The 17,200-nt window shown below is 68.2% G+C and carries 14 protein-coding genes; 6 read left to right on the top strand and 8 right to left on the bottom strand.

Annotation, left to right across the window (positions count from 1 at the left end; genetic code table 11):
• Positions 1 to 13: 13 nt before the first annotated feature.
• From OSC27_RS08015 to OSC27_RS08030, 4 genes are all read right to left on the bottom strand, one after another.
• Positions 14 to 286: a hypothetical protein gene (locus OSC27_RS08015; RefSeq protein WP_267180913.1), complete on the bottom strand. Its 273-nt coding sequence runs from the start codon at positions 284 to 286 to the stop codon at positions 14 to 16.
• Positions 287 to 290: 4 nt separating this feature from the next.
• Positions 291 to 737, bottom strand: a complete 447-nt coding sequence (locus tag OSC27_RS08020; protein WP_267180914.1) for a GNAT family N-acetyltransferase — start codon at positions 735 to 737, stop codon at positions 291 to 293.
• Between the two features lie 62 nt (positions 738 to 799).
• Positions 800 to 3,472 (bottom strand): valine--tRNA ligase, encoded by a 2,673-nt coding sequence (gene valS, locus OSC27_RS08025; RefSeq protein WP_267180915.1) that lies wholly within the window; start codon positions 3,470 to 3,472, stop codon positions 800 to 802.
• A 371-nt stretch (positions 3,473 to 3,843) separates the two neighbouring features.
• Positions 3,844 to 4,827, bottom strand: a complete 984-nt coding sequence (locus tag OSC27_RS08030) for a TIGR03086 family metal-binding protein (protein WP_267180916.1) — start codon at positions 4,825 to 4,827, stop codon at positions 3,844 to 3,846.
• A gap of 112 nt (positions 4,828 to 4,939) precedes the next feature.
• On the opposite strand from OSC27_RS08030, the gene OSC27_RS08035 reads away from it, so the two are divergent.
• On the top strand, positions 4,940 to 5,563 hold the full coding sequence (locus tag OSC27_RS08035) for a TetR/AcrR family transcriptional regulator (protein WP_267180917.1): 624 nt from the start codon (positions 4,940 to 4,942) through the stop codon (positions 5,561 to 5,563).
• Between the two features lie 21 nt (positions 5,564 to 5,584).
• Here the strand turns inward: OSC27_RS08035 and OSC27_RS08040 are convergent, their stop codons facing one another.
• The 4 genes from OSC27_RS08040 to OSC27_RS08055 are packed head-to-tail and all read right to left on the bottom strand — an operon-like array spanning position 5,585 to position 10,756.
• Entirely contained in the window at positions 5,585 to 7,282 is a 1,698-nt protein-coding gene (locus tag OSC27_RS08040) for a dipeptide ABC transporter ATP-binding protein (RefSeq protein ID WP_267180918.1), read from the bottom strand.
• On the bottom strand, positions 7,279 to 8,067 hold the full coding sequence (locus OSC27_RS08045) for an ABC transporter permease (RefSeq protein ID WP_416348832.1): 789 nt from the start codon (positions 8,065 to 8,067) through the stop codon (positions 7,279 to 7,281). The genes OSC27_RS08040 and OSC27_RS08045 overlap by 4 nt, the downstream gene beginning before the upstream one ends.
• Positions 8,068 to 8,093: 26 nt before the next feature.
• Positions 8,094 to 9,101: an ABC transporter permease gene (locus OSC27_RS08050; protein WP_416348833.1), complete on the bottom strand. Its 1,008-nt coding sequence runs from the start codon at positions 9,099 to 9,101 to the stop codon at positions 8,094 to 8,096.
• On the bottom strand, positions 9,098 to 10,756 hold the full coding sequence (locus OSC27_RS08055; protein WP_267180920.1) for an ABC transporter substrate-binding protein: 1,659 nt from the start codon (positions 10,754 to 10,756) through the stop codon (positions 9,098 to 9,100). The genes OSC27_RS08050 and OSC27_RS08055 overlap by 4 nt, the downstream gene beginning before the upstream one ends.
• A 117-nt stretch (positions 10,757 to 10,873) precedes the next feature.
• On the opposite strand from OSC27_RS08055, the gene OSC27_RS08060 reads away from it, so the two are divergent.
• The 5 genes from OSC27_RS08060 (at position 10,874) to ndk (ending at position 17,199) form a co-directional block, all read left to right on the top strand.
• Positions 10,874 to 11,494, top strand: coding sequence for a TetR/AcrR family transcriptional regulator (locus OSC27_RS08060; RefSeq protein ID WP_267180921.1), 621 nt, complete (start codon positions 10,874 to 10,876; stop codon positions 11,492 to 11,494).
• Positions 11,495 to 11,716: 222 nt separating this feature from the next.
• Entirely contained in the window at positions 11,717 to 15,043 is a 3,327-nt protein-coding gene (gene ileS / locus OSC27_RS08065; protein WP_267180922.1) for an isoleucine--tRNA ligase, read from the top strand.
• Positions 15,036 to 16,427 (top strand): bifunctional folylpolyglutamate synthase/dihydrofolate synthase, encoded by a 1,392-nt coding sequence (locus OSC27_RS08070; RefSeq protein ID WP_267180923.1) that lies wholly within the window; start codon positions 15,036 to 15,038, stop codon positions 16,425 to 16,427. The genes ileS and OSC27_RS08070 overlap by 8 nt, the downstream gene beginning before the upstream one ends.
• Entirely contained in the window at positions 16,427 to 16,783 is a 357-nt protein-coding gene (locus OSC27_RS08075; protein WP_267180924.1) for a DUF4233 domain-containing protein, read from the top strand. Before OSC27_RS08070 ends, OSC27_RS08075 begins: the two co-directional genes overlap by 1 nt.
• Positions 16,780 to 17,199 (top strand): nucleoside-diphosphate kinase, encoded by a 420-nt coding sequence (gene ndk, locus OSC27_RS08080; RefSeq protein WP_267180925.1) that lies wholly within the window; start codon positions 16,780 to 16,782, stop codon positions 17,197 to 17,199. Before OSC27_RS08075 ends, ndk begins: the two co-directional genes overlap by 4 nt.
• Position 17,200 lies beyond the last annotated feature (1 nt).

Below are 17,200 nucleotides of genomic sequence, written 5' to 3' on the forward strand. Positions count from 1 at the left end.
GATCGATGCGGCCCTACTCGTCGTCCTCGTCGAAAGGGTCGGGCACACCGTCGGCCGGCTGAGTGATCGTCGCGCTGTCCTCGTGCGGGTTGTAGCGGATCACGGTTCCATCGTCGAGCTCGATGACGGGCTTGTTCTCCAGCCACGTCAGCGTCCAGCGCCAGTTCGCAGTCTGCGCGTCGACGGCCGCGAGCTCCTCCTCGGCGGCGTGCACGGCAAGCCGCACGACCTCCGGGAGGTTCGCGGGCGGCTCGTCGCCGACGGCCCATCTCGTGCCGAGCTGCATGGCGCTACAGCCTGATCTCGTAAGTGACCGCGGGTGAGCGCGTGCCCAGCGTCTCGTACAGCGACGCCGCCGGGTCGTTCTCGCCGCTCGAGGCCCACTGCACCACCCCGAAGCCCTTCTCGGCGGCCAGCCCACGCACCGCCTGAATCAGTGCAGTGCCCGCGCCCTGCTCGCGCGAGTCGGGCGCGACGTAGAGCTCGTCGATGAACATGCCGTGGTCGTTGGCGAGCGGCCGGGCGAATTCCCGGAAGTGCGCGAGGCCCACGAGGCGACCGTCGTCAGCGGCAGCGACGATGGCCTGCTCCTCATGCGATGCGTCACTGAGCCACGTCCACACGCGAAGGGCGCGGGTGTCATCCAGGGGGGTGTCGAACGTCTCGGCGTAGCCCTCGTAGAGGCTGAGCCACGCGAAGAAGTCGCCCTCGGCGAGTGGTCTGATGGTGATCGACATGGCGGCCTCCTGTTCACTGACACTACCCGGCGTCGCGGCGCCCGGCGATGGGTGGGCGCCGCTCACGACTCGAACGTCACGGAGACGCTCAGCTCGTCGCCCTCGACGATCTCGAGCGTGTCAATGCGGCCGACGGCCTTCAGATCGTCCGCGGCGTCGGCCAGCGCATCGCGCAGGTCGGCCGGTGCGGCGATCGTCGCCGAGGCTACCGGAGTCTTCTGCGACACCTTCGCATCGGTCTTCGCACGACGGATGCCGGTGAGAGCCGCACTCGCGGCCTGCAGCACCGCCGTGCGTCCTTCCGCCGCCGCGACCCCCGCCGCTTCCGGCCACGGTGCCGCGTGCACCGACCCGTCGTGCGACCACGACCACGCCTCTTCTGTCGCGAACGGCACGAACGGGGCGAACAGGCGTAGCAGTGTCGCCAGTGCGATGCGGAGGGCCCGCACCGCGGAGGCGCGGCCCTCGTCGTCGCCGTGCTGCCCGTATGCGCGCTCCTTGACGAGCTCGAGATAGTCGTCGCAGAACGTCCAGAAGAACGTCTCCGTCGTCTCGAGCGCACGCGCGTGGTCGTACTCGTCGAACGCCTTCGTGGCCTCCTGCACGACGCGCGCGAGCGCGGCGAGCATGCTCGCGTCCAGGGGACGCAGGCCGCTGTCGGCGGCGTTCGCGCCCGCGGAGCCGGGCGCATCCGCTGCGTCGCCCGCTGCGTCGCCGGCTACGCCGTCCGCTGCGTCGCCCGCTGCCTCGTCGCCGGCTGCATCGATGCCCGAGGCGTCGAAGCCGAGGATGAACTTCGCGGCGTTCAGGATCTTGATGGCGAGCCGTCGGCCGATCTTGATCTGTGTCGGATTCTGCGGGTCGAAGGCGGCGTCGGTGCCGAGCCGGCTCGAGGCCGCCCAGTAGCGCACCGCGTCGGAGCCGTGCTGCTCAAGAATGTCGGCGGGCGTGACGACGTTGCCCTTCGACTTCGACATCTTCTTGCGGTCGGGGTCGACGATGAAGCCCGAGAGTGCCGCGTTCGCCCACGGCGCCCGGCCATGCTCGAGCTGAGCGCGGAGCATGGTGGAGAACAGCCAGGTGCGAATGATGTCCTGGCCCTGCGGGCGCAGGTCGAAGGGGAAGACCGCGTCGAACAGCTGCGGGTCGCGCTCCCAGCCGCCCGCCAGCTGCGGGGTGAGCGATGAGGTCATCCAGGTGTCCATGACGTCCACCTCCCCGATGAAGCCGCCCGGCACACCGCGCCGACTCTCGTCGTAGCCGGGAGCCGGGGCGGAAGACGGGTCGACCGGCAGCTGCTCCTCGCTCGGCAGAATGGGCTCCTCGAACACCGGGTTGCCGTCGGAATCCAGCGGGTACCAGACCGGGATGGGCACACCGAAGAAACGCTGTCGCGAGATCAGCCAGTCGCCCGAGAGCCCGCCCACCCAGTTCTCGTAGCGCACGCGCATGAAGTCGGGGTGCCAGTCGAGCTCGCGGCCGAGGTCGGTGAGGCGCTGCTTGAGCGCATCATCCCTGGCGCCGTTGGTGACGTACCACTGACGGGTCGAGACAATCTCGAGGGGCTTGTCACCCTTCTCGAAGAACTTAACCGGGTGCGTGATGTTCTTCGGCTCGCCCTCGAGGTCGCCGGAGCCACGCAGCAGCTCTACCATCTCCTTCTTGGCCGAGAACACGGTCTTGCCCGCGAGCTGCTCGTAGGCCGCCCGGCCCGCCTCGGACGTGATCCACTCGGGGGTCTGACTTACGAGACGGCCATCGAATCCGAGGATCGCCCGGTTGGGCAGGTCGAGCTCGCGCCACCACACCACGTCGGTGATGTCGCCGAACGTGCAGATCATCGCAATGCCGCTGCCCTTGTCCGGCTGGGCAAGGTGGTGCGCCAGGACGGGCACCTCGACGCCGAAGACCGGCGTCGTCACGGTCGTTCCGAAGAGCGCCTGATAGCGCTCGTCATCCGGATGCGCCACCAGCGCCACGCAGGCAGGCAGCAGTTCCGGCCGGGTCGTCTCGATGAAGACGGGGCCGGTCTCGCCGTGGAACGACACCCGGTGGTACGCGCCGGGGGCGTCGCGGTCCTCGAGCTCGGCCTGGGCGACGGCGGTGCGGAACGTGACATCCCACAGCGTCGGCGCCATGGCCTGGTATGCCTCGCCGCGCGCGATATTGCGCAGGAACGCCAGTTGCGAGGTGCGCAGCGATTCGTCGCCGATGGTGCGGTAGGTCTGGCTCCAGTCGACCGAGAGGCCGAGGGCACGCCACACGGCCTCGAACTGCTTCTCATCCTCGACCGTGAGGCGCTCGCACAGCTCAATGAAGTTGCGCCGCGAAATGGGCTTCTGGTCGGCGGCCTTGGTGCTCTTGTTGTCGCCGCCCTCGAACGGCGGCGTGAAGTCGGTCTCATACGGCAGGCTCGGGTCGCAGCGCACGCCGTAGTAGTTCTGAACGCGACGCTCGGTGGGCAGGCCGTTGTCGTCCCAGCCCATCGGGTAGAACACGTTCTTGCCGCGCATGCGCTGGTAGCGGGCCACGACATCCGTGTGCGTGTAGCTGAAGACGTGACCGATGTGCAGAGAGCCGGATGCCGTCGGCGGCGGCGTATCGATCGAGTAGATCGCGTCGCGCTCAAGCCGGCCGCGATCGAAGCGATACGTGCCCTCGGCATCCCAGGTGCCGCCCCATTTTGCTTCGAGGCCCTCGAGTGCGGGCTTGTCGGGAATGTCGGGGCTGGTCATGGCTCTGCTCTCGGTTCGATATATGCGGCACCGCGTCCGTGAAGGTGCCTGAGTGTGGGATCGCTCAATCTTAAGCGACGCGTCGGGGCATGCACCAAAGCGAGCGCGGGCCCGGCCGATGTGGCCAGGCCCGCGCTCCCATTAATCGAACTGTTCTCAGTGCCCCTTGCGAGGCTTGATGAACTCGGTGTCGCTCTTCTCGCGCTTCTGTGCGCGCTTGTCCTTCAGCGACAACTGCGGTGCCTTTTTGGTCTTGTCTCCACGAGGTGATTTACCGGCCATGATCCACTTACGCTCCCTTGTCAGATTGCGTGCTTGCCCTGACCATAGCCCAGTATCCGAAGGAATGGGCTGACAGTTGCCCGACACGCTCACCTCTCGAAAGGAGAGGTTCCGGCGAACTCCGCGAGACTGAGGAGGTTGCCCTCCGAGTCCATGAACCATGCGGCTTTCATGGCGCCGGTGTCCATGATCTCCCCGCGCACGGTGACGCCTCGAATGTCATATCGCTTGAAGCACACACCCGCGGTCTTGAGCCGCGTGACCTCGGCCAGCAGATCGTCAACGACAAGTCCGACCTGGTCGTGCGTTCCCGAGGGGCTTCCCGTGCTCGGGAAGATCATGAAGTGGGCGCCGTTGACGTCAAAGTAGAGGTGATTGTGGATATCGGCGAAGGGCACGAGCCCGAGCGTCTCCTGATAGAACCGCCGGGCCCGCTCGAGATCCTGCGCGGGGAGCTTGGCATAGACGTCCCGTATCCCCCCAGCTGTGGAGACCGCACTCCGCCACGGAAGCACGTCTCTGCCGCTCAGCGCGATCAGTCGGTCCTGCAGGCTGTCGCTGGGTGCTGGCACTTCCGGGCCGAAGGCGGTGCCGCGCGGTCGAGTGCGAAACCGTTTCTCAGCGGTCCGCAGCGCGGTCTCGGCCACCTCCCGAGGCCACACGGGAGCGAGCTCGAGCGAAACGGCGAGATCCCAACCATGGATCAGCGAATCCATCTGATTGATGGCCGCCGCGGCCTCTGCCGGGAAGTCGCCAAACGACAGCGAAAGCACGGCAGACGGGTCGGCGAGGGAGGCCCATGCCGCCACATTTCGCTCGACGGCCGCGTCGAAGCGCTCGAGAGCGGTGCCGACCGCCGCGTCGGGATCGCTTTCAGCAACCGGCGCGCTCCGAGTGCCCCCGCCGGCCGCTCTGGAGAACATGTCGATCGTGTCGACGACGTGGTCGAACACGTCACGGACAGTCCATTCCGAGCACGGGGTCGGCTGACCCAACACGGCGTCGTTGATGCGCGCGATGGGCTCTCGCACGACGGCGTATGTGCCGGCAAGCAACTTTGGCCAGTCATTCATCACGGTTCCCTACACCTTCAGATTTCTTCTTGGGAACGCTTCAATCACCGGAGCGCTCCAGTTCAGCAACTCTCGCTCGCTAGAGTACGCTCTAGCTGATACTCTAGTCAACATGGCGGCATCGGGGACTCGACGGGAGCAGGCTGAGCGTACGCGGGGACGCATCAGCGCTGCAGCCCAGCAGTTGTTTCTCGATCGCGGCTACAGGGCCACAACGATCATGGACATCGCCAAGGCGGCAGATGTCGCCCATCAGACCGTGTACTTCACGTTCGGATCGAAGGCGGCCCTGCTGTCGGCGATCATGGATAGCGAGATCGTGGGCGATTCGCTCGCTGTCCCGCTGCTCGAGCGGCCACAGATCGGCGAGATCGCGCGGGTCCCCGACGCGGCCGAGCGGCTCGAGCGCATTGTCGCCGTCACGTGCGATATCACGGCGCGGTTGGCACCGCTGTATGAACTGGTGCGAAGCGGCGCAGCTGACGAGGAAGTGCGCCTTCTGCTCGACCGCCATGAGGAGCAGCGGTGGCGAAGCCTTCGTGGCCTCGTAGGTCTCCTCGACGGCGAACTGGCTGCGCACCTGAACCTCGACCGGGCGGCCGACCGCCTGTACGCCACGCTGAGCCACGAAGTCTTCTGGCTGCTCGTTCGTCGCCGGGGGTGGGGGCGTGCTCAGTGGCAGGAATACGTCGCGCAGCAAGCCGTGCGAGAGATCCTGCCTGCCGGGATCAGGTGACGTTCCTGCTCGTTCCGGCTGTCAGGATTGCCGTGGCGTGAGGTCGCGACGATGCGGGACGGCGGTGAGTAGCCGTCTGGTGTATGGATGCCGGGGGTCGCTGAACACGGTCTCGGTCGCTCCCGTCTCCACGATTCGCCCCTCGGACATCACCGCGACGCGGTCGCTGATATGCCGGATCACGCCCAGGTCGTGCGAGATGAACAGGTAGCTGAGGTTCCGCTGCTCCTGCAGCTCGTCGAGGAGGTCGAGCACCTGGGCCTGCACCGAGACGTCGAGCGAGGAGACGGGCTCGTCGCAGATGAGTACGCGCGGGCCCGGCGCGATCGCGCGGGCGATCGAAACGCGCTGGCGCTGACCGCCTGAGAGCCCGTGCGTGCGCCGCCGCATGAGGTCAGGGTTCAACCCGACCGATCGCAGCAGCGCCGCTACCTCGTCTTCATACCGGCGAATGCTCCTGCTGGCGCCGCCGGTCAGAGCGTCGGTCAGGATGCCACCGACGCTCCAGCGCGGGTCGAACGAGCTGAGCGCGTCCTGGTACACCGCGCCGAGCAGATGGCGCCGCGGCCTCCGTTCGCGCTCGGGGAGCGGCGCCCACTCCTGGTCGAGGAGGCGCACCTGCCCGGCATCCGGCGCGAGGAGACCGAGGGCGATGCGCGCGGTGGTCGACTTCCCCGACCCCGACTCGCCGACGAGCCCAAGAGTGGTTCCCGGCTCAAGCCTCAGCGAGACGTCGCGAACTGCCTGCAGCGTGCCTGCAGGGGTTCGGAATGCCTTCGAGACGTCGGTGATCTCGAGAGCGGCGCTCCCGTGAGCGTCGTCCCGATCGGTGACCGCTCGCGTCTCGGCTGCTGCTCGCGCCTCCACGGTCAGCCGGGTTCCCCGCGCCTGCGACCACGGAACGGCCGCAAGCAGCGTCTTCGTGTATTCCTGCTGCGGGTCGCCGAGCACGGCTTCGGTCGCACCCGTCTCCACGATGCGTCCATCCCGCATGACCGCCACGCGGTCGGCGACGCGCGCGACAAGCGAGAGGTCGTGACTGATGAGCAGCAGCCCGGTTCCGCCCGCCCGCAGCTTCTCGAGCAGCCCGAGCACCTGCTGCTGCACGCCCACGTCGAGCGCGGTAGTCGGCTCATCCGCAATGACCAGCGACGGGTTCAGCACCACGGCCGAGGCGATCAGCGCACGCTGGCGCAGCCCGCCGGAGAGCTGCCCGGCGCGCTGGCCGGCGCGAAGCGCCGGGTCCGGCACGCCGGCATCCGTCAGCGCGTCGATCACACGGCGGTGTCGGTCCGCCGCGCCGAGCCGGGTGTGCAGGCGAAGGGCGTCGTCGATCTCGCGGCCCACTGTGCGAAGCGGGTCGAGCGAGACGAGGGCATCCTGCAGCACGAACCCGATACGTGCCCCGCGGATGCGCCGCCACGCCGCCGCACTCGCCGACAAGAGCGGCGCACCGTCGAAGACGAGCGACTCCGCGCTCACGCGGGCATCGCCGCCGGTCAGCCCCACGAGGGTGCGCGCGGTCACCGACTTGCCTGAGCCCGATTCGCCGACGAGCGCGAGGCACTCGCCCGGACGGATCTCGAACGAGACGTCGTCGACGACGGGTGGCGCGGTTCGCCCGAAGCGCACGCTGAGGCCCGAGACCGTGAGCAGGGCAGGCGAGGGCGCCGCGGCGGACGCGCGATCGGCCGCGGAGTGGGAGGTCGTTTCGCTCATGAGCCGCGCACCCGCCCCTGGATGGTGCGGCCGAGCACCGTGGCGGCGGCCGCACTGGCCACGATCACAAGACCGGGGAAGAAGGTGAGCCACCACGCAGAGTCGATGTAGGTGCGGCCCGCCGAGAGCATGGCGCCCCACTCGGCGGTGGGCGGCTTCGCGCCGAGGCCCAGGTAGCTGAGTGAGGACGCCCACACGATCGACTGGCCGACACCGAGGGTCACGAGCACGAAGAGCGTCCCCGCGACGTTCGGCAGAATACTGCGACGAAAGCGCCACAGCGGCGGCCTGCCGAGCACGACCTCCGCCTCGATATACGGCGCGCCGCGCACCGCGAGCATCTGGCTGCGCACGATACGCGCGTATCCCGGCGCGGTCGCGAGCCCGACCGCCACCGTCGACGTCGTGATGCCGGGCCCGTAGATCACGATGAACAACAGCGCGAGCAGCAGCCCGGGGAACGCGAAGAGCACCTCGAGCAGCCTGCTCGTGCCGAAATCGAGCCAGCGGGGCCCGAGCCCCGCCAGCGTGCCGAGCGCGACGCCGAGCACGATCCCGATCGCGGTCGCGGCCACGCCGATGAGCAGCGACGGCCCCGCGCCGTGCACCACCCGCGTGAACACGTCGCGCCCCGACTCGTCGGTACCGAACCAGTGCGCGAGCGACGGCGGCTCGAACCCCTGCAGCGGGTGGATGGCCAGCGGGTCTCCCGGCGCCACGAGCCCGGGCGCCACCGCGCATGCCAGAAGCCAGAGCACCACGAGGGCGCAGACAACGAGAGCCACACGAGGCCCAGCGGATGCCGCCCGCCTCATCGCGGCGACTCCGCGAGCCGGGGATCGGCGACCCGATCCAGCACCTCGCTCGCCACCGTGACCAGACAGTAAGCGAGGGCAACGACGAGCACGATGCCGGAGACCAGGGGAACGTCGCGTTCCTGCACCGCGCGCAGCAGGGTGCGGCCGATGCCGGGCCGGGCGAAGATGGTCTCGACCACGACGGCGCCACTGACAAGCGAGCCGAATGCCCAGCCGGAGAGACTGATGGCCGGCAGGGCGGCGTGCCGAAGAGCGTGCCGAACGAGCACGCCAACCTCCGATTCGCCCCGTGCCCGTGCGGAGAGCACGAAGGGGGAGTGCAGGGCGTTCAGCAGCGACTCGCGCATGACCTGGCCGAGGAATCCGGCGAGCGGTACGGCGAGAGTCACGACGGGCAGAACCAGGCCAACGGGGCCGGGCACGTTGATGGCGGGCAGCCATCCGAGCGTCGAACTGAAGAGCAGGATGAGCACGGTCGCCAGCCAGAAGTGCGGGACGGCGGCAGAGACGATCTCCAGCCCGTTTCCCACGGCCCAGGCCGCCCGACCGGCCCGAACCGAGAAGACAGCGACGGCCAGCGCGAGCACCCACGCGACCGCCAGCGACGCGACAGCGAGAACGAGCGTGCCGCCCAACTGCTGGCCGATCGCTTGTACGACGCTCTCATGCAGCGAGTACGACGTGCCGAAGTCGCCGGTGACATAGCGCCCGAGCTGTCCCAGGTACTGCAGGATCAGCGGCTGGTCCAGCCCGTATTCGGCCCGCGCCTGCGCCAGGGCCGCCGCGCTCGCCTGCGATCCCGGCCCGCCGAGGATCGCCTGCGCCGGGTCGCCCGGAATCAGCCGGATGGCGAAGAAGGTGAGGGTCGCGGCCGCCCACAGTACGAACAGGAGACCCGCGAGGCGCGTGGAGAGCCAGCGAACCGCGCCACGGCCCGAGCGCCGAGTCGAGGCCGCGCTCTCCAGCGCCGCCTCGACCTCGGTGCCGGGGCCGAGCGTCACCGATCCAGCCAGGTGTCGTAGAACAGCGGCGTGGAGACGCTCGGCAGGGCGCGCAGGCCCACCACGTCGTTGCGTAGCAGGTAGTGGTTCTGCTGGTCGTAGAGCGGCAGGATGTAGTAGCCCTCGAGAATCGTCTTCTGCGCGGTCTCGTAGAGCGCGGAGCGCTCTGCGACATCCGACACCTGGGCCGCCTTCTCCAGCGTCGCGTCGAGCGAGGGAATGTCGACCTGGGCGAGGTTGGCGAAGTAGCCGCTCGGCGCCGGCGTGATGCTGGCGGAGTCGTAGAGGATGCGCAGCACGTCAGGCCCCACCTTCGTGTACGGCGCACTGACCGCGTCGTAGTCGTTCTTGGCGAGGGCGGCGTACCAGCTGGAGAGGTCCATGGGCTCGAGCTTCACATCGAAGCCCACCTTCTTCGTCGTGGCCTGGATCTGCTCGAACAGGGACTGCTCGGCGGGGATCGACTGGTTCGTCGAGACGGGGAAGACGACGGTCAGGCGGGTGCCGTCCTTTGTGCGGTAGCCGTCCGCGTCGCGCGTGGTGTAGCCCGCCGCATCCAGCAACTCGTTCGCCTTCTTCGGCTCGTAGCCGAACAGGCCCGGCTCGGAGTAGCCGAGCGGCTCGACGCTCGACAGCGCCGAGTACGAGCGCTTCGCCGTGCCGAAGAACAGCGTCTTGATGCCGTCGTTCACGTCGGCCGCACGAATGAACGCCTCGCGCACCTTCTCGTCGTTGAACGGCGCCTTGCCGGAGTTGAGCTCGATACGATTGGATGCGCCCGGTCTCGGCGCATTCAGTTCTGTCAGCGACTTGGTCTTGTGCGCGGCCACGATGGTGTCGGGCTGGGCGTTGTCTATCACGTCGACCTCGCCGGCCTTCAGCGCCGCATAGCGGGTGGCCGAGTCGGGGATGAACCGCCACACGATCTTTGACAGGTACGCGGGGCCGTGGTGCGCCGCGTCAGCGGGCGGCGACGTGTAGCCCGCGTTGCGTACCAGGGTGATGGAATCCTGCTTCTTCCACTGCTTCACGATGAAGGGACCTGTGCCGACCGGGTGGGCGCAGTTGACGTCTTTACTGCGCTTCAGCGCGGCGGGCGACTCGATGGCGAGCCACGGCTGCGTCAGCGACTCAAGCAGTGCGCTGTCGGGCTGGCTGAGCGTGAAGCGGATGACGCGGGGGCTCACGATCTCGGTCGAGGCCACCTTGCCGAGCGCGAGGTAGCCGGTGGAAGACCCCGTCGCGGGGTCCTGGATGTGTGCCACGTTGGCCTTGACGGCGGCGGCATCCAGCGGCGTGCCGTCGGTGAACTTCACGCCGTCACGCAGCGTGAAGTCCCAGCTGAGGCCGTCCTTCGACTCCGTCCACTTCGTGGCGAGCCAGGGAATGATCTGCCCCTTGGTGTTCTTGGAGACGAGTTCCTCGAGGTACTGGGTGGCGACAAGGGCCTGCGGGTAGTTGCCGCCGACGTGCGGGTCGAGGCAGGTCGGCTCGGCGTCTCCGCTCGCGTAGGTGAGCGTGCCGCCGCGCACGGGGGAGTCGCTCGAGCCGGCGCCCGTCGACGATTGCGGCGTGCAGGCGGCCAGAGACAGCGCGAGCGCGCCGGCCGTTGCAAAGGCGATGATGGTGCTGCGGATCACAGGGCGTACGGGCATGAGTCCTCAAGGGTTAGGGACGAATCGAAAGCTGCACGAGCGGAAGCGGCTGTGGTCCATGCTCGGGCGGGCGTGCATTATTGTACTGAGACCAATAATAGCCACGATGGGATACAGATGACGGCACATGAAGGTCGCGTCGGCCGCAGGCGCGCGTCGTCGCGGGCGATGCTGGAGGAGGCGGCATGCGAGCTGTTCCTCGAGCAGACGTACGCCGGAACGACCATCGAGCAGATCACGCAGCGTGCGGGCGTGAGCCGGAACACCTTCTTCAACTACTTCGCGGCCAAGAGCGACGTTCTCTGGTCGGGTGTCGACGACAGCGTCGAGACTCTTGCGCGAGAACTGTCGAACCTGCCTCGAGGCGCCCATGTGATGCTCGGTGTGCGCGACGCCCTTCTCGCCACCGCGACGCAGCTCACCCCCGGCGCCATCCCGCTCGCCATCACCCAGTGGGAGACCATGGGGGTCGCCGAGGAGCTGCAGTCCTCCGGGCTCGCCCGCTTCCTGCGGCTCGCGAGCGTTCTCGAGCGGCACGTTGCAGCGGCGCAGCTGGGGAGTCCAGCCCGGGTCCCGGCGCAGCCCGCGGCGTTCGCCGTGATCGCTGCCGCCGCGTCGGCCGCAGGCGCATGGGCTCGCGCCGGCATCGGCAGAGATCCGCTCGTCGACTACGTTGCGGCGGCCATCACGCCGGTGTGCAGCGGATTCGAGCAGGTGCTGGGCTCAGCGAGCCGTTAGTATTGAGGAAGCGACATTGATCCGGCCATCACCGGGGAGTCTTCGGAAGAACGATGCGGTTGCCGTTCGCGGCAGCAGCGCCAAGTAGAACCGAACGGGGCTGGCCCGTCACAGCCAAAGAACGAGCGGCCGTGGTTTCACGGCAAGCGGGGTGGTACCGCGGCATCCGCAGTTCATGTGGGTGACGTCCTCGTGCAGAGTCTGCAAGCTGCCAGGAGAGACATGCCGTACCCGAAGTCGAATTCCGGCGATGCCGGTGTCACACCGTCGCCCAACTTCCCCGCGGTCGAGAACGAGGTGCTGTCGTTCTGGGACAAGGACGGCACGTTTCAGGCGTCCATCGAGAACCGTGAGGGATGCGATGAGTGGGTCTTCTACGACGGCCCGCCCTTTGCGAACGGACTGCCGCACTACGGGCACCTGCTGACCGGGTACGCCAAGGACCTCTTCCCGCGCTACCAGACCATGCGCGGCAAGCTCGTGCACCGTCGATTCGGCTGGGATACTCATGGATTGCCCGCTGAGCTTGAGGCCGAGCGGCAGCTGGGCATCACTGACAAGAGCCAGATCGAGAGCATGGGCATCGGCGCCTTCAACCAGGCGGCCCGCGACTCGGTGCTGCGTTACACCGCCGAGTGGCAGCAGTACGTCACCCGGCAGGCGCGCTGGGTCGACTTCGACAACGACTACAAGACCCTCGACACCAGCTACATGGAAAGTGTGATCTGGGCCTTCAAGCAGCTCTACGACAAGGGCCTCGCCTACGAGGGCTACCGCGTTCTGCCGTACTGCTGGCGAGACCAGACGCCGCTGTCGAACCACGAACTGCGCATGGACGACGACGTCTACAAGATTCGGCAGGACCAGACGGTCACCGTCACTTTCCCGCTCGTCGGCGAGAAGGCCGAGGCCATGCAACTGACCGCGGTGCGCGCGCTGGCCTGGACGACGACGCCGTGGACCCTGCCCACCAACCTGGCTCTCGTGGTCGGCCCCGAGATCAGCTACGCGGTTGTGCCGGCCGGCCCGCTCGGCGCCGCCGACGGGGAGCGCGAGGGCAACGACGAGCGAGATCTCTCTGGCGAATACCTGCTGGCGGCCGACCTGGTTGCGGCGCACGCGAAAGACCTCGGGTACGAGAGCGGGGATGCGGCGGTTGCCGCCATCCGTCGCACCATTGCCGGTGCCGAGCTCGAGGGCGTGCAGTACGACAGGCTGTGGGACTACTACGCCGACGCCGAGACGTACGGAACGCACAACGCGTGGCGCGTGCTCGTCGACGACTACGTGACGACCACCGAGGGCACGGGCATCGTACATCAGGCCCCCGCGTACGGCGAGGACGACCAGAGGGTGTGCGAGGCGAACGGCATCCCGGTGATCATCTCGGTCGACGAGGGAGCGCGGTTCCTGCCCGCTGTCACCGACGTGGCAGGGCTGCAGGTGTTCGAGGCGAACAAGCCGCTCACACGCCTGCTGCGGGAGAAGGGCCGCCTGCTTCGCCAGGCGAGCTACGAGCACTCGTACCCGCACTGCTGGCGCTGCCGCAACCCGCTCATCTACAAGGCCGTCTCCAGCTGGTTCGTGCGTGTGCCTGAGTTCCGCGAGCGCATGGTCGAGCTGAACCAGCAGATCGACTGGGTGCCCGAGAACGTCAAGGACGGCCAGTTCGGCAAGTGGATCGCGAACGCGCGCGACTGGTCGATCAGCCGCAACCGCTACTGGGGGTCGCCGATCCCCGTATGGAAGAGCGACGACCCTGCCTACCCACGTATCGACGTGTACGGTTCGCTCGCCGAGCTCGAGCACGACTTCGGCGCCCTGCCGGTGAACGACAGCGGCGAGCCCGACCTGCACCGACCGTACATCGACGCTCTCACGCGGCCGAATCCGGACGATCCGAGCGGCCGCTCCACCATGCGCCGCATCACCGACGTGCTCGACGTGTGGTTCGACTCCGGCTCGATGCCGTTCGCGCAGGTGCACTACCCGTTCGAGAACCGCGAGTGGTTCGACACGCATAACCCGGCAGACTTCATCGTCGAGTACATCGGCCAGACGCGCGGCTGGTTCTACCTGCTGCACGTGCTCTCGACCGCACTCTTCGACCGGCCGGCGTTCCGCAATGTGATCAGCCACGGCATCGTGCTCGGCAACGACGGGCAGAAGATGTCGAAGTCGCTTCGCAACTATCCCGACGTCAGCGAGGTCTTCGACCGCGACGGCTCGGATGCGATGCGCTGGTTCCTCATGGCGAGCCCGGTGCTGCGCGGCGGCAACCTCATCGTCACAGAGGAGGGCATCCGCGAGGGCGTACGCCAGGTCATGCTGCCGCTGTGGAGCACGTGGTACTTCTTCTCGCTCTACGCCAATGCGTGCGGCTACGAGGCCGAGTGGCGCACCGACTCGACCGACGTGCTCGACCGCTACCTGCTCGCCAAGACGCACAATCTCGTTGCCACCGTCACCGCCGATCTCGACGCGCTCGACAGCACGGTGGCCGCCGCGACGCTGCGCGACTTCGCCGACGTTCTCACGAACTGGTACGTGCGGCGCTCCCGCGACCGGTTCTGGGTGGGCGTCGGGCCCGACGGCTCCAACCGCGGGGCGTTCGACACTCTCTACACCGTGCTCGAGACGGTCACGCGCGTCGCCGCGCCCCTGCTGCCGCTCGTCACCGAGCGCATCTGGAAGGACCTGACCGGCGGGCGCAGCGTGCACCTGACCGATTGGCCGGATGCGTCGGCCTTCCCGGCCGACGACGCGCTGGTCGCCGCCATGGACCAGGTGCGCCTGACCAGCTCAACCGCGCTCTCGCTGCGCAAACAGGCCGGGCTGCGCGTGCGCCTGCCGCTGGCGACCCTCACGGTCGTCGCTGCGGGCGTCGATCGTCTCGCGCCATTCACGGAGATCCTGCGCGACGAGCTGAACGTGAAGCAGGTTGTGCTCGTCGAGCTGGGAGACACGAGCGCCGAAGAATACGGCATCACTCGCCGGCTCACGGTCAACGCGAGGGCCGCCGGTCCGCGCCTCGGCAAGCAGGTGCAGTCCGTCATCACGGCGGCACGCGCGGGCGACTGGATTCAGGCCGACGGTGGCGTCACGGTCGGCGGCATCGAGCTTCAGCCCGCCGAATACGACCTCGTACTCGACGCGGCGGGAGCGAACGGCGCGCTCGCGCTGCTCGACGGCGGCGGTTTCGTGCTGCTCGACACCGCCACCACGCCCGAGCTCGAGGCTGAGGGCCTGACCCGCGACGTGATCCGCGCCGTGCAGGACACGCGCAAGGCGGCCGGCCTCGACGTCAGCGACCGCATCCGCCTCAGCATCCGGCTTGAGGACGAAGCGGATGCCGCAGCCCTCGCCCGCACGACCGATGTCGCCCTCGCCGCGGAAACCCTCGCGGTCGAGCTCATCATCCTCGGCCCCGGGGACCCGGAACGGGCCCCGGATGCCACCTTCAGCCAGACGTTCGACGCCGGGCAGTTCGCCAACCGCGGCTCCTTCGTCGTCACGCTTTCGCCCGTACAGGAGGCCGTCGATGCCTGACACCCCACTCGACTCAGAGACTCCAGAAGACGACGCCTTCCGTGAGGCGGGTGACGCGGTCTACGCCGAGCTCCTCTCGCGCCTCGGCGAGGCCGAGCCCCAGCCGCGCCTGCACGCCACCCGGAGGGCCGTCGAGACCCTCGGCGACCCGCACCGCGCGTATCCGATCATTCACATCACGGGCACGAACGGCAAGACCTCGACGAGCCGCATCACCGCGAGCATCCTTCGCGCCCATGGCCTTCGCGTCGGACTGTTCACGAGCCCGCATCTCGTGCGCTTCAACGAGCGCATCGTGATCGACGGCGCACCCATCAGCGACGAGGCCCTTGTTCGCAACTGGGTCGACATCAGGCCATACATCGAGATGACGGATGCCGCCCTCGTCGCCGAGGGCGAGCCGCGGCTCACCTTCTTCGAGACCATGACCGTGCTCGCCTTCGCCAGCTTCGCCGACGCCACCGTCGACGTCGCAGTGATCGAGGTCGGCATGGGCGGCGAATGGGATTCGACTAACGTCGGCGACGGCCAGGCCGCCGTGTTCACGCCCATTTCGCTCGACCACATGGCGCGCCTCGGCAATACGGTGGCCGAGATCGCCCGCACCAAGTCCGGCATCATCAAGCCGGCCGCCGACGTCGTCTCGGCCGCCCAGACCCCCGAGGCGCTGGCCGAGCTGCGCCGGGCGGCCGAACTGACCGAGTCGACACTCGCCGTGCAGGCCGACGCGTTCGACGTGACCTCCACCGCCGTCGCGGTCGGCGGCCAGCTGGTGACCATCCGCGGCATCGCGGGCACATACTCCGACCTGTTCCTGCCGCTCTATGGCGACCACCAGGCGCAGAACGCGGCCGTCGCCGTCGCCGCCGTCGAGACGTTCCTCGGCCGCGGCAGCCAGACGATCCCGCGCGACATCCTGGAGGAGGGCTTCGCGACGGCCACCTCGCCGGGGCGCCTGCAGCTGATCGGCACCGAGCCGACCGTCATCGTGGATGCCGCGCACAACCCGAGCGGAGCCGCCTCGCTCGCCGCCGCCCTCACGTCGTACTTCGACTTCGACGAGATCGTCGCGGTGCTCGCGATCGTCGCTGACAAGGACATCCACGGCATCATCGACCAGCTGGCCCCCGTCGTCTCGCGCTTCCATGTGACGCAGTCCCAGTCGTCGAGGTCGGTGCCGCATGACGAGCTCACCCGCGACGTGTCGCGGTGGGCACGGCCCGACGAGGAGATCGTCGAGTACGACGAGCTCTTCGACGCGCTCGACGAGGCTCGCGCCTGGGCCGCGTCCGCTCCGCGCCGCGCCGTTGTCGTCACGGGCTCGATCCTGCTCGTCGGCGAGGCGATGGCCATCGCTGACGACCGCGGCTGGAAGCAGAGCTGATGCGTTCCGCGCAACGCAGCCTCGCGCAGATCGTGCTCGGCTTCGAGCTCGTCGTCGTGTTCCTCGGCGCCCTCGTCGTGTTCGGCCTGAAGGCGGCGCCGGCGGCCTGGGCTCTCGGCGGGGGAGCAGCCCTCATCGTCGTCATGGCCGCCACGATCGGCCTGCTCCGCTACCGCTGGGCCTACGTGATCGGCTGGCTCGTGCAGCTCGCGGTGATCGCCGGCGGAATTCTCGTGCCGATGCTCTACATCGTCGGCGTCATCTTCACGGCCATCTGGACCTGGTGCATGATCACCGGCGCCCGGCTCGACCGGCAGACCCCCCATCCACCCAACGAAACGGAGACACCCGCATGAGCACCACTGTCGAAGAGACCCTCGTTCTCGTCAAGCCCGACGGCGTCGCCCGCAGTTTGACCGGCGAGATCCTGCGCCGTATCGAGGCGAAGGGGTACCAGATCGTCGACATCCGCATGCTGCAGGCCGACCGCGAGCTGCTGGCCCGTCACTACGAGGAGCACCAGGGCAAGCCGTTCTACGAGCCGCTCGTGGAGTTCATGGAGTCCGGGCCGATCGTCGCGGTGCGTCTCGCCGGTGATCGTGTGATCGAGGGCTTCCGCTCTCTCGCCGGCACCACCGATCCCACGACTGCCGCGCCCGGCACGATCCGCGGCGACCTCGCGCGCGACTGGGGCCTCAAGGTGCAGCAGAACCTGGTGCACGGCAGCGACTCGCCGGAGTCGGCCGCTCGCGAGCTCGCTCTCTGGTTCTGAA

Origin of the sequence: Microbacterium sp. STN6, from assembly GCF_026410545.1 — a bacterium.
Taxonomy (GTDB): Bacteria; Actinomycetota; Actinomycetes; order Actinomycetales; family Microbacteriaceae; genus Root112D2.